Annotated in this window: 10 protein-coding genes; 7 read left to right on the top strand and 3 right to left on the bottom strand. The window is 48.1% G+C overall.

The genetic code is table 11. From position 1 onward, the window contains the following. Positions 1–92: 92 nt before the first annotated feature. On the bottom strand, positions 93–794 hold the full coding sequence (locus tag AAAA73_RS03505; RefSeq protein ID WP_340596781.1) for a hypothetical protein: 702 nt from the start codon (positions 792–794) through the stop codon (positions 93–95). A 12-nt stretch (positions 795–806) separates the two neighbouring features. Further along, entirely contained in the window at positions 807–1,391 is a 585-nt protein-coding gene (locus tag AAAA73_RS03500) for a type IV pilin protein (protein WP_340596780.1), read from the bottom strand. A gap of 260 nt (positions 1,392–1,651) precedes the next feature. On the opposite strand from AAAA73_RS03500, the gene clpS reads away from it, so the two are divergent. From clpS to AAAA73_RS03475, 5 genes are all read left to right on the top strand, one after another. Further along, the gene (gene clpS / locus AAAA73_RS03495) at positions 1,652–1,996 is read left to right on the top strand and encodes an ATP-dependent Clp protease adapter ClpS (RefSeq protein ID WP_340596779.1); all 345 of its coding nucleotides are present in this window, start codon (positions 1,652–1,654) and stop codon (positions 1,994–1,996) included. Continuing rightward, entirely contained in the window at positions 1,993–4,323 is a 2,331-nt protein-coding gene (clpA, locus tag AAAA73_RS03490; protein ID WP_340596778.1) for an ATP-dependent Clp protease ATP-binding subunit ClpA, read from the top strand. Before clpS ends, clpA begins: the two co-directional genes overlap by 4 nt. A gap of 101 nt (positions 4,324–4,424) precedes the next feature. Further along, complete coding sequence (gene htpX / locus AAAA73_RS03485) at positions 4,425–5,324, top strand: protease HtpX (protein ID WP_340596777.1); 900 nt, start codon at positions 4,425–4,427, stop codon at positions 5,322–5,324. Positions 5,325–5,371: 47 nt separating this feature from the next. Continuing rightward, positions 5,372–7,459, top strand: a complete 2,088-nt coding sequence (locus AAAA73_RS03480) for a transglycosylase SLT domain-containing protein (protein ID WP_340596776.1) — start codon at positions 5,372–5,374, stop codon at positions 7,457–7,459. 98 nt (positions 7,460–7,557) lie between these two features. Further along, the gene (locus AAAA73_RS03475; protein ID WP_340596775.1) at positions 7,558–8,925 is read left to right on the top strand and encodes a S8 family peptidase; all 1,368 of its coding nucleotides are present in this window, start codon (positions 7,558–7,560) and stop codon (positions 8,923–8,925) included. Positions 8,926–8,964: 39 nt separating this feature from the next. On the opposite strand, the gene AAAA73_RS03470 is transcribed toward AAAA73_RS03475, so the two are convergent. Next, complete coding sequence (locus AAAA73_RS03470; protein WP_340596774.1) at positions 8,965–9,804, bottom strand: hypothetical protein; 840 nt, start codon at positions 9,802–9,804, stop codon at positions 8,965–8,967. A gap of 33 nt (positions 9,805–9,837) precedes the next feature. Between AAAA73_RS03470 and lnt the strand changes: the two genes are divergently transcribed. Together lnt and AAAA73_RS03460 are read left to right on the top strand one after the other, a co-directional pair. Continuing rightward, positions 9,838–11,454 (top strand): apolipoprotein N-acyltransferase, encoded by a 1,617-nt coding sequence (gene lnt, locus AAAA73_RS03465; protein ID WP_340596773.1) that lies wholly within the window; start codon positions 9,838–9,840, stop codon positions 11,452–11,454. Then, positions 11,432–13,765 carry an endonuclease MutS2 gene (locus AAAA73_RS03460; RefSeq protein ID WP_340596772.1) on the top strand — a complete coding sequence of 778 codons (2,334 nt, stop codon included), beginning with the start codon at positions 11,432–11,434 and terminating at the stop codon, positions 13,763–13,765. Before lnt ends, AAAA73_RS03460 begins: the two co-directional genes overlap by 23 nt. Positions 13,766–13,782 lie beyond the last annotated feature (17 nt).

Below are 13,782 nucleotides of genomic sequence, written 5' to 3'. Positions count from 1 at the left end.
AGGATTCGTCAAACGCGGAATGCAAAAAAGAGGAATTATTGATTTAAAATGGGCACTTAGAGGCCCTGCGGACGACTTGCGTTAAGCGAGAGCTATTTAAACTGAGGATCCATGCTGCGGATCTTGTCTTCGAGGCGTTTGATGAGGTGCTCGTCTTGGTTTGTGTCCTTCATGTTTTGAAGGAGGCTTTTTGCAAGATCAAGGTTGCCGGAGTCAGAGTACAACCGTCCCGCCAGAGTCCGAGTCCATGGAGGTGCTCCATGATCTGCTGCCTGGATCAGAAGTTCTGCTGCACGTTTGTTGTCTTTCACTTCGTACATATAGTGATAGGCCGCGCGGTAGAGAATAGGCCAATCTGTTGGAAACTCTTTCACTGCTTTTTCAAAAATTTTTGTCGCACCGTCAACATCGGTGATCAAGATCGTCAGCGCTAATGAACCCACTGCATAGGGCGCGCGAAATTTTGGCGACAGGTTCGTGATTGTATCGATCATCTTGTACAGCCAGGAATCATTGGCACAAATTGAGACTTCGCCAACTTTTCCGGAAACCTCATCACAGTAGTCCATGTCTTGAACTGCTCGAATCCAGATTGTGTCTGCCATTACTTCAGCGTAGCCGAAGGCAAATCTCTCCAACATTTGTGGAGGGGCGATGTACTTTGCTTGTACATTTTTTACAGGAATAACTGCTGTTTGCTGAGTTCCAACAACTAATACAAACGCAAAAATCCCAAGCAGGATGCTTGGGATTTTTGACTTTAAACATGACGAATATAAACTCACCACGCTCATGATTTCTTCAAACTATGGAATACCATTTACTGTATTTGAAAGCACTTTCATATCAGTCATAGTCCACTGATCAATTGGAGCACCGCTGCTACTATGAATAACTGCTGCCGCTGCTGCTCGAAACGTATTGCCAGTTCCGGCAGTTGCAGGCAATGCGGAAATTGTTGCCGTACCATTCGCTGGAGCTAGCATTTTGCAGCCAGGGCCCGTACCATTCGTTGGCATTGCAACCGCAATACCTAAACAAAATGTACCAGTATTTGTTGCTGCAACTGTTACAGGTGTTGCAAAACCGTTCGCTGCTGCTGTCGCAATTGTGTGTGCTGCTGAAAAGCCAACATTGTAACGAAGTTGACCTTCAGGAGAATAGCCAATCGCTTGGAAACGAGAATCGTAAGTCGTATACTCGGAGAAGAATGCTTTCTCTGAAGTATACAACGAAGCCAAGTTTGTCTTTGCTTCTGACTGACGCGCTTTCGCGATGTACTTATTAACTGCTGGCACTGCGATTGATGCCAACACCCCGATAATCGCCACGACGACCATCAACTCCACTAGGGAGAAACCCGCCTGTGACGTTCTAGTAGTTCTTTTCACTGAAGACCTCCATTTAGTCTTTTAAAAAATTCCGTTTACTTAAACTGACCTAATGCTTATCGACATAAGTGTGTCAAAACTGAATAATGAAATCAAGGGATCTTCACCAAAGTGACTACAAGGAAACGAAGTTTTGTTTTGGGATTCAACATGAGCTATACCTGCAAATGAGACACGACCAATCTCCAGCTTTTTTAAATCCACTAGACTTGCCTCCATCAAATTCGTGCTCAATGTGAGACAAGGAGTAGAATAAACCCATGGCTGATGAAAACGGTAATCGGAACAACAACTATCCATATGGATCTCCCGACGGCGAAGCCGGGGTCCAGCTCGTCCCAAAACTAGACACTCCGAAGATGTACAAGGTCATTCTTCTTAATGACGACTATACCCCTATGGACTTCGTCGTTCTTGTATTGCGTCGGTTCTTCGCGAAATCAGAAGAAGAAGCCACGAAAATAATGTTAGATGTACATAAGAAAGGTGCCGGTGTTGCAGGAGTCTTCAGTCTGGAAATAGCTGAGATGAAAGTGATGCAGGTCAACCAATTCGCACAACTTAATCAGAATCCCCTTAAGAGCACACTGGAGGAGGAACCATGATGAGCCGCGAGCTAGAACGAAAGTTAGCAGAAGCCACCGAGCTGGCAAAACGTCATCGCCACGAGTTCGTAACCCTGGAGCACATCCTGCTGGTTCTTTCAGAATCTCCGGTGATGGTTGAAATCCTGGAAGCCTGCGCGGTCAACGTGCAACGACTTCGCACGGACTTGCGCGAACACCTGAAGGTCGGCATCCCACAAATCACAGATGAACAATTAGGTTCCTATGGTGGTTTTGATTCCTGGAATCCGGAATTCACGCTGGCCTGTCACCGCTTGATTCAACGGGCCGCCATTCAGATGAAAAGTGCTGGCCGCAATCAAATCAGCGAAGGCAGTCTTTTAATTTCTTTGTTCTACGAACAAGATTCCCATGCGACATTTGCACTGGCCCGTCAGGGACTGACCCAGTTCGACATCATCAATTATGTTTCACATGGAATTACCAAAGACGGAAAAGAGCACGACTCCCCTCCGTCAGCAGCTCCACGTTCAACGGACTTCAATCAGGAATCCTTCGAGGAAGGTCGCGGATCTCCCCTTGAAAGTTTCTGCGTGAACTTGAACGAAAAAGCCAAATCCGGAAAACTCGATCCACTTATTGGCCGCGAGGATGTGATCGAAAGAACGATTCAGGTCCTGTGTCGTCGCACTAAGAACAATCCTCTTTTGATCGGCGAACCCGGTGTTGGTAAAACAGCGGTGGCAGAAGGCCTTGCTCAGAAAATAGTCAACGGCGATGTTCCTGAAAAATTAAAATCCGCCGTGATTTATTCCTTGGATTTGGGCGGCTTGCTTGCTGGCACCAAATTCAGGGGTGATTTTGAAGGACGCCTAAAAGCCGTCGTCAAAGAAATCGCCAAACGTCCCCACACGATCTTGTTCATTGACGAAATCCACACAATCGTCGGCGCCGGAGCTACCAGCGGTGGCTCGATGGATGCTTCGAATTTATTAAAACCCGCCTTGGCGAATGGTGAAATCAGCTGTATCGGCTCCACCACTCACCAGGAATACCGTCAGTACTTCGAAAAGGATCGTGCCTTGAATCGTCGTTTCCAAAAGATCGACATCAACGAGCCGACCAACGAAGACTGCATCAAGATTCTGACTGGATTGCGCAAGGCTTACGAGGACTTTCATCATGTGAAATACACAGATGCGGCCTTACGATCTGCCGTCGAATTGTCGCAAAAGCATATTCACGGAAAACTTCTGCCCGACAAAGCTATCGACGTCCTGGACGAAGCAGGATCGCATTTCCGTTTAAAAGATAACACAGACAAAGAACTGACTATCGATATCGGCGAAATCGAAGAGACTATTGCCAAAATGACCAACCTTCCAATCGCGACCATTTCTTCGACTGAAAAAACTCAGTTACGCGATTTGGATAAGAAACTCAAAGCACTGATCTTTGGTCAGGACGAGGCCATCGACCGCCTCGTTGCGAGCATCAAATTCGCACGCAGTGGTTTGGGCCGTCCCAATAAACCGATTGGCAGCTTCCTGTTCACTGGCCCGACCGGTGTCGGTAAAACTGAAGTATGCCGTCAGCTGGCGCAGATCATGGGCGTTCACTTTGAACGCTTCGACATGAGTGAGTACATGGAGAAACACGCGGTTTCAAGACTGGTCGGTGCGCCTCCGGGATACGTGGGCTATGAAGAAGGTGGTTTGTTGACGGAAGCCGTCTCCAAACACCCTTACTGTGTACTACTACTGGATGAGATCGAAAAAGCGCATCCGGATATCAACAACATCCTTCTGCAAGTGATGGATGCGGGTCGCTTGACGGACAGCAACGGTCGCGTTGCTGACTTCAAGAATGCCGTCATCGTCATGACCTCCAACGCTGGTGCCGCAGAAACTGCACGAGGAACAATCGGTTTCGTGGAAGAAAGCCGCAGCGGCCTTTCCATGGATGCGATCAAAAAAGCCTTTGCGCCAGAGTTCATTAACCGATTGGATGCCGTTGTTTCCTTCCGCGATCTTTCTGATGACATGATTTTAAAAATCACTCAGAAATTTGTCGACGAACTGAAAATGGTATTGCTGCAGAAAAAAGTGGAACTCAATGTTTCTCAGGATGTCATCAAGTGGTTGATGAGAAAAGGATTCGACAAGGTTTATGGTGCCCGTCCGTTGGCAAGAACTGTGGACGAACACTTGAAGAAAGCTCTGGTTGATGAACTTTTATTCGGTCGCCTTATGGATGGTGGACGTGTCAATGTGGATCTGGATAAGGACGTTTTGCGGTTCCAATTTAGCACCACACCGAATGGCGGCACGGGCCAAAAAAATCAAAAACAGCCAGTTACAACCTAGTCGTTTTTAGCACCTCTTCTTAACAGATTTGAAGAGGTGCCCCTATTGACAATTCCTGGAGAGACATCAAAATTAACATGTCTCTTAAAGGAGTTATAAAAATGGCATTTTTCAAAAGAATCGGATTATTTGTACTGACGAACGTTATGGTTATCGTGACCATCGGTATCGTCTGGTCGATCGTAAGCCGCGTATTGGGCTTGACCGGTTTGAACAGTTACCTTCCATTCATGATGGCATTCTGTCTTGTTTGGGGTATGGGCGGCGCTTTCATTTCTTTGCTGATGTCCAAATGGATGGCAAAGATGTTCCATGGTGTAAAAATCATTGAACCAAACAACTCAAATCCAGAGCTTCGTCACCTTGTGAACACAGTTCACGATCTGGCTCGTCGCGCGCAACTTCCAAAAATGCCGGAAGTCGGGATTTATGAATCTCCAGACATCAACGCATTCGCAACAGGTCCTTCGAAAAGTAAATCTTTGGTAGCGGTTTCCACAGGATTGCTGCAAAGAATGAACGAAAAAGAGCTTGAAGGCGTGCTTGGTCACGAAGTGGCACATATCGCGAATGGTGACATGGTTACCATGACCTTGATCCAAGGTATCGTAAATGCCTTTGCGATGTTCTTCTCCCGTATCCTGGCAAATTTGATTGCGCAAAACGTGGACGAGAAAATGCGCGGCATCGTGCACTTTGCCTGCGTTATCATTGGTGATATCGCATTCACATTCCTGGGATCATTTGTGGTGAACTACTATTCTCGCAAAAGAGAATTCCGTGCTGACGCTGGTGGCGCAAAATACTCCTCTCGCGAAAACATGATCGCAGCTTTGCAAAAGCTTCGTTCCGTTTATGACCTGCCAATTCCACCAGAAGAAGGTCAGACAGCAACGCTGATGATCTCCAACCGCGACAAAGGCGGCATCGCTGGACTTATGATGACTCATCCACCGCTTGAGGTTCGCATCGAAGCGCTTCAACGCGGTGGTCGTCTGTAATTTTCTAATCCTTTGCACACGAGGCATGAACGGCTTAAGCTTAATTCATGCCTCGTTTTTTTATTACCCTCTCATTTTTATCAGTTCTTATGGGTTGCGCGACCACTTCGCGCCAAGACACTCGCTTTGAAAAAAGATTGATCCCCCAGGATAATCCTGAATGGGTTCGACTTTACCTGGAAGCAAACACCAAAAAGAAATCAGACCCCAAAGTGGCATGCGATAACTATAAACAGTTATCAAGCCTTCACGAGCTGCCTATTCATGATCTGGCACTACTACGCGCTTATGAAGTCTGCGCGTCTGAGGTAAAACTAAATCCGCTGCCTGAGACTATCAATCCGTGGTACGCGGAACTTTTTGCTGATATCAAACTAAAAGCTTCTGCCGCAACGACCGACCTAAAGGATGATGCCGAGGCCTATCTGGCCAAAGCGGCCGTTGAAACCAATAAAAAGAAAAAAGAGGACTACCTCTTAAAGGCTTTGGAGAACGCTCAGAAACTACAATCTCCAGAGCTTATCACGGAAGCTCAAGAGCAGCTGTATGCGAACTCTCCCCGTTTAAATCCTGCTCCGGAGTTTAAGGATTTAAGTGCGGTTGCCATGGATCAACGCTTTAATCGTGAATTTGACCCGGCATTGGCGACTTATCGTAAAATCCTATCCAACAAAGAAGCCAGCAACGAAGACAAGTTTCAAGCAACCAAAAATGTTCGCATGACCTACAAGGTGGCCCAGCGCAAGCAGGACTACGTCAATGCTACGACGGAGCTTTCGAACACCACAAAGAAACAATATCTGGCAAACAAAAAGGACCGCAAAGCTCTGGCACGATACCACGACGCTCAAGTTTTGTTGGCCAAGACATTGTGGACTGAAGATCAAACCACGCTCGCTTATAAAACTTTGACAGCAACCAACCGCGAACTTCGTGGCTTGTATCCGATGGATGAAGTTTATTTTATCAAAGGTCGCATCGAAGAGGAAAAAGGGAACTTCGAAAAAGCTCTGGAGTTCTACGAGGAAAGTTACAAGCAACCGGTCAGTCAGGCTGGCTTGCGCGATAAGCTCGCATGGATGAAATCCTGGAACTACTACAAGCTGCAACGCTTTGACGAGGCCTCTAAAAACCTTGAGCAAATGCGTGATACTGTCAAAGATTCATCTGACAAGATGAAAGCGAAGTTCTGGTTGGGCCGGTCACTCAAGAACCAAGGTAAAGCTACTGAATCCACAACCGAGCTGGAAAGCCTGATTAAAGAAGATCCTTTGGGTTATTATGGCATGATGGCCTATCGTGAGTTGAATCGCGAATATCCAGCCATCAAAGCCAGCTCTCAAAATTCAGCCAATGCCACAGTGTTAGGTATAAATGAATTGCAAGGCCGCCTGCGCCTGCAAATTGAGTGGCTGATCACAGTGAACGAAAAGAAATTTGCAGAAAAAGCCCTGAACCAGGCTTCTGATGATCTTAAAAAAGAAAATGTCACTGACGAAACAACATGGCTGACAATGTTCTCGGGTTACGCTCGTGCGGGACTTTATCTCCCGCTTTTCTCGACACTGGGTTCCCTGCAACCAGAGGTTAAAGATCGCCTGCTTAACGACCATCCGGAACTTTTATTCCCTCAGCCCTACGGCGATATCGTGGCTGCAGCTTCCACGAAGAGTGGTATTCCTCAGGAGTTCATTTACGGAATCATTCGTCAGGAATCAGCGTTCGACCCGGAAGCCCGCAGCCCTGTGGATGCCTTTGGATTGATGCAACTCTTGCCAAGCGTTTCTAAGAATCTGGCCAGCACCTATGGCCTTCAGTACAAAGAAGCCTTAGACCTGTACAAACCAGAGATCAATATCCCCTTGGGGGCCTTTGAACTTAAAAATCTGATGAAGAAGTACGACAATCAGTACATTCTGGCAGTTTCAGGCTACAACGCCAATGACTCCGCTATCCGTGGCTGGTTGAAGACTCGCTTCCGCTCTGATGCCGTGGAGTTTATCGAGGAAGTGCCTTACGAGGAAACCCGCGCGTATATCAAGCTTACGATGCGCAATTATGTGTTCTACAATCGCCTGCTGCATCCTTCCCAAACCACTCGTTTTCCTGAAGAACTATTGAATTTCAAAAAGTGACCCCGACCAAGCGCCTGTCTCAGAGTGAGACAGCGCGGTTTTAGCTTCACCTCGACGTAAATCTGCCGATAAGCCCCTTGGAGAAAGGGGAACTCTTCATGTTTTCTCGCAAGTGGTTGTTAGCATCCGGTGCCGTCGGCGTGATCTTCTTTGGTGGATTGGGCACTTACCTGTATATTTCAGACTCCTCCCCGTCTCGTTCGCAGAGCTCCAGCAAGTTCAGCAAAAAAGACGGACGTCTTTTTGAGAATTCCAAGATCACTTCACAGACTGACAAGGTTGAAGACGAACCCAGTGCTTTGTTTAATGACCCTGCCATCAGCCAGGCTTGGGGTTTGAAAAAATCCGATGCGGCACGTGCGTGGTCCGTCACTCGTGGTGACAAGGATATCGTGGTCGCAGTTATTGATACGGGTATTGATGTTAATCACGAAGACTTAAGCAAAAATCTTTGGATGAACCCAGGTGAAACTGGCAAAGATGCTTTGGGGCGCGACAAGGCGACCAACGGCATCGACGACGATGGCAACGGTTTCGTGGATGACGTTCACGGTTGGAACTTTGTTTCCAACAACAACAAGCTGGATGACAATCACGGACATGGCACACATATCGCCGGTATCATTGGTGCTGAAGCTGGCAATGGCAAGGGCATCGCCGGTGTTTCCCCTGAAGTCAGCCTGATGGTTCTTAAGTACTACGATCCTAAAGTTCCAAATACCGACAACTTGAAAAACACGGTTGCGGCAATTAACTACGCTGTGAAAATGGGTGCAAAGATCATCAACTATTCAGGTGGCGGCACCGAGTTCTCTCAAGAAGAGCACGACGCTGTTAAGGAAGCCGAAAAGAAAGGTATTCTTTTCGTTGCAGCTGCTGGTAATGAGCGTTCCAACTCGGACGAGCATCATTACTACCCTGCAGACTATAAGCTTAAAAATATCATCTCAGTGACAGCCTTGGACCCGACAGTTCAGGTTCTAAGCTCGTCCAACTATGGTGTCGAAACCGTGGATATCGCAGCTCCCGGCCAAAACATTCGTTCGTGCTTGCCTGGCAACTCTTACGGCTACATGACCGGTACCTCTCAAGCGACAGCCTTTGTTTCAGGTGCAGCAGTATTGGTTATGGCCAATAAGCAGGCCTTCACGGCGGCTGATGTTAAGAAGTACATCCTGGCAACAGGTGATGCGCAAACTCAGCTTGCAACCAAAACACGCACTTCCCGTCAGTTGAATCTATATAAAGCTTTGACGATTTTGGATCAGGGCGTGTCGGCTTCAGGCGTGGTCACAGTAAATGTGGATAGCATGCAAAAGTTGGGTGCTGATCCGAATGAAGCTCCTGCGGGCCATGCCGCCAGCGAGGTCAGCCGCTTTGGTCGCTCTTTAATCAATGCGATTGGCAACGGCAAACCCAAGCCAACTCGTCTGGGCACCAAAGCCACAGACGACGAAAGCTTCTAAAACTAAAAAAGGCAGTCTCACCGACTGCCTTTTTGCTTTTTAATCCATGAAATCTGAAAGTGATAAGCGTCCGCGGATCATTACGATCATACCGGTCGCCATACAGGCTAATGCCACGCCCACGCCGACCAAATTGCGGTTTCCAAGATTTAGCAATCCCCAAAGAATCAACACAGCACTGACGGCGAATGGACCGATGTAGACCCACTTCATCCACTTGGGACGATTTGCGTGCGCTGGGTTGGCAACTCTGGTTGTTGGCTTTTGAGAAATACCCACCATCATCATGCTGTTGATACGCGCGATCATTTGATCGCAAAGTGCATCCCCACCCTGAGCCGATTTAATTTCTTCGTATTTCAAAATCGCAAAACGATGAGCATCAAGTTCCGCACAACTTTTGATGAAGGCCTCGTGAAGGCTCTCATCTTCAAAATTATCCAAAACGTTTTTCCATTTGCGCACCAGACTTGGCTGCGCGCGGAGGCTGGCATCCTGAGGCAGCCCTACCAAACGCTCAAACAAAACGTGGCAAGAATAGCACTCATGAGCGCGACGACCATTCAAAGCGCCGCATTTCGGGCATGACTTCATTTCCTGGCTTTGCACTTGCTCCACTGTTGGCTCAACCGCGGGCTTTGTGATGGATTCCAGGATTTCCTCTGTCGTGACTTGTTTTTGCTGCGCATCAGAAGTTGGCGCCATACCAGTCACAGGTACCAAGAACGTAAGCACACTCGCAGGATCCATCGGAGGATATTCGAAACCAAAACGGTTGTCGCAAGAAATGCACTGAAATACCGGAGTTTCCGAATGAATATCATCACTCGCAACTTCGTATAATTTAGCACAACCTGGGCATCGGACTTTTAATTTCACGTGGACTCACTCATTCTTTGTGTTACTAATACCATGATGAAGAAAGCCGTTCAATTATTCAAGCACAAAGCCATCGATTTACGTTGGGCATTACTCTCGGGAATTTTGGTGGGAACAAGCTACATCCCGCTTCCACCATGGGCTTTGCTGTTTTGCTATGCTCCTCTGTGGATTTCAGTCTCTGGAAATAATTCCTCCGCCCCTCTGAAAAAGGCCTTCTGGAGCGGCTGGTGCACGCAATTCACTCTGACAGCAATTGGTTTTCACTGGATTGCCTACACAGCGCATGAATTCGGCGCAATGCCTTGGGTGATTTCCTTCGCAGCACTGCTGCTTTTTTGTGCTTTCATGCATCTCTACATTCCTGCGGCGACCACTTTGGGAGTATTTCTAAAAAAGAAATTCAATCTCTCGCAAACTCAGACTTTATTCACGATCGCCTTGTCCCATGCTCTTTTGGAGCGCATCTGGCCGGTCATTTTTGATTGGAATTTGGGCTACACACTTCTTGCGGCCCATATTCCGGCCTATCAATGGGCCGACGTGATTGGCTTTGCCGGCTTGTCAGCAGTAGTCTTGCTACTAAATGCCTGGGTGGCTTCAATTTGGGTCGGCTTCAAAAAGTCTTTTCACAGTTTTGGCCAGATCACCGCACTGCTTGTACTTTTGATTGCCTTGGTCGCAGGTGGCCATTTCCATAAGAGCACATGGGATCATTTCGATCGCGAATTCAAAGCCACAATCATTCAAGCCAACATCGGGAACTCCGACAAGATTCAGGCCGAGCAAGGCCGTGGCGCCCAGGACTTCATCACGCGCAAATTCACGGCGATGACTCTGGAAGCTGCACAAAAGTTCCCTGACACTGAATTGTTTGTCTGGCCGGAAACGGCTTTCCCCGATTACCTGGATCAACGCCTCTTAAATCGCAAGCACTCGCAAACTCTGGCTCGCGAACTGGTAAACCTGCAGCAGCCAATTCTGGCCGGGGCCTACTCGCGCAGCCCGGTTGTTGATCCGCATCGCGATGAAGCCACTTTCAATGCCCTGTTCCTGATTGATGGACGTGGAAACAACCTCGATTCTCCTTATTTGAAGACGAACCTTCTGGCGTTTGGAGAGTATCTTCCGTTAAGCGAAAAATTCCCGATCATGCTTAAATGGCTGCCTTTCATTTCAAACTTTGGACGCGGCACAGGTCCGCGGGCCCTGAATTGGAATCACAAAGACGACACCATTCGCCTGGGTGGTCAGATTTGCTATGAAGGATTGGATCCCGCCTTTTCCCGCGGCTTGGCGGCAGCGAATTCTGACATTCTGGTGAATGTTACAAATGACTCTTGGTTCGGGCGCACCTTTGAGCCCTTACAACACATGTACATGACGCTGGCGAGAGGGATTGAAGTCCGTCGCCCACTGATTCGTTCAACCAACACCGGGATTAGCACGGTGATGCTGGCAAACGGTGACCTTCAACAAACTTCCCCACTTCATGAAGAGTGGACAGGACAGTTTACGGTAAAGTATTTGAAAAATGCACCAGCCACCGCCTATGTTAAATGGGGCCACTATGATTGGTTCGTTTTACTGCTCGCGCTTTTCGGCATTGTTCTAATTGGAGCCCTGAATGCAAGATCTCGTCGTCCTTGATTGGATTGAAATTTTAGAAAAAATAAAATCCCACGCCACAAGTGATGTGGGCCGTGAAGCTGTACTCGACATCAAGCCGCTGTCTTCCGCCGAAGAAGCATATGTCAGCTTCCAGGAAATTGCCGATGCCACTGAAGTTCTGAATCAAGGACTCCGCCCCTACATGCAGAGCCTGGATCTGTATTCAACATGGATCGCTCGTCTGAAAAAGAAAGCCGTCCTTAAAACTCTGGAAATTAAAGACGTTCGCAGCTTCTGCATGGAAGCCCTGGCCTTGAAGGAAGCGCTTGAACCCATTGAAAACTCTTGGGCAAAAAGAATGCATGACAGCCTGATGGATGCGGAAGAACCTCTTTCAGCCATCGATCAGATCCTGACTCCCGGCGGAGAAATCCGTTCTGACGCGAGCGAGACTTTGTACAACTTGTTCAAAGAGAAAGAACGCCTGGCCCGCGAAGTCCAGAACACCCTGGATCGCCTGGTGCGCGACCATCAGATGGAAACCGTCATTCAGGATAAATTCGTCACAACCCGCGAAGGACGTTGGGTTCTACCCGTTCGCGCAGGCATGCAAAGCAAACTTCCTGGCGTGATTCACGGTTCTTCACAAAGTAAGCAAACCGTTTTCATTGAGCCCGAAAAAGTCATTCCGACCAACAACCGCCTCAGACAGGTTGAAGCGGAAATCGAGGACGAGATCGAAAGACTGTTAACCCAGCTTTCTCACTATCTTTCATCACAGGTGATAGACATTGAAAGCTCGCGTGTCTTGATGGAGGAAGGCGATATTCGCTTTTCCCAGGCCCAGTTCACAAACCAAATCAACGGACATCCGATTGAGTTCGCCACAGACACAATGGAACTTATCGAAGTGCGCCATCCGCTGCTACAACTGAGTGGCAAAAAAGTTATTTCAAACACGGTCCTTTTGGATGGCAAAAAAAGCATCCTGCTTTTAAGCGGTCCCAATGCCGGCGGTAAAACCGTATTGCTAAAATCAATTGGGCTTGCTGCCCAGATGGCTCGCTGCGGACTTCCTATTTGCGCCAGCGAAACTTCGCGCATTCCGTTTTTTAAAGATGTCCTGATCGGGATCGGCGACAGCCAAAGTGTTGACGAGGAACTCTCCACATTTGCAGCCCACTTGAAAATTCTGGGCAAGGCCGCTTCCGTCAAAGGCCATCAAAATCTGATCTTAATCGACGAAATCTGTGGCTCCACAGATCCCGAAGAAGGAAGTGCCCTGGCGCGTGCCTTCATCGAGGAATTCTCTGCGAACGATGTCTTTGCCATCGTAACGTCGCATTTGGGCCCTTTGAAATCCGGCTGGGATGAAAACTCCCGCGTCCTTAACGGCAGCATGGAATACGATCCTAAAACCGGCCGCCCTACATATGGATTTTTGGCAGGGATACCTGGTGACTCCTTGGCGATTCAAACTGCAAAACGTGTTGGCGTCGCCCAATCCATCGTTCAAAGAGCCATGGATGTATTGGCACCAGCCACGCGCGCACGCCTGGAAGGCCTTGAACAGATTGAACAGTTGAAAAGTGATATCTCAATTCTTCAGGATCATTTGCGCAAAGAAACCAAAAAGGCTGTCGAAACCAAAAACAAGTACGATGGATTGCTTGCGCAATTCAACAAAGACAAAGATGAGTGGCTGCAACGCACTTTGAAGAAAGCTGAACGCAAAGTGGAGGACGCTATTGCACAAGCCAAAGTGGCAGAAACTTTCAAGCGGCACGCGGCTCTTCAGGAAATCAAGTATCAGCTTCCTGAAATCGTCAAAGCCAAACCGGTCGTGCAAGCCGGAGCTCCACAGACAGCGGATGAGTTTGCAAAAAAATTCCCTCCAGGTTCGAAAGTGTTCGTACCTACTTTGAATCAGGACGGCATCGTGCAAAGTGCACCGAACAACAAAGGGGATCTGTTGATTTTGTCAGGCTCAGTGCGCCTGCAGGTAAACTGGCAGGATTTAAGACTGCCTGGTAAACCACAGAACCCCACTTCCCAACTGGTAAGAAAAAATTCAGGTGGCTTCTCAGCCTCGATGGCCGACGAGGATCGCACATTGGATTTACGCGGCAAAACCGTCGAAGAAGCACTACAGGAATTGGAGATTGCTTTGGACAAGGCTGCCACCACCCGCGAAGATCGCCTGAAGATCATTCATGGGCATGGCACGGAGGCGTTGAAAAAGGCCGTCCGCACATACCTGTCTCGTTCTGTTTATGTAAAAAAATGGAAAGCGGGATCTCCTGAACACGGTGGCGATGGCATCACGTGGGCGGAGATTGGCGAAGCTTGATTTTTTAGGAGGGTCTA

The organism is Bdellovibrio sp. GT3, from assembly GCF_037996765.1.
Taxonomy (GTDB): Bacteria; Bdellovibrionota; Bdellovibrionia; order Bdellovibrionales; family Bdellovibrionaceae; genus Bdellovibrio.
The sequence above is the reverse complement of the archived record's forward strand: the minus strand, read 5'-3'. Positions and strand labels throughout refer to the sequence as shown.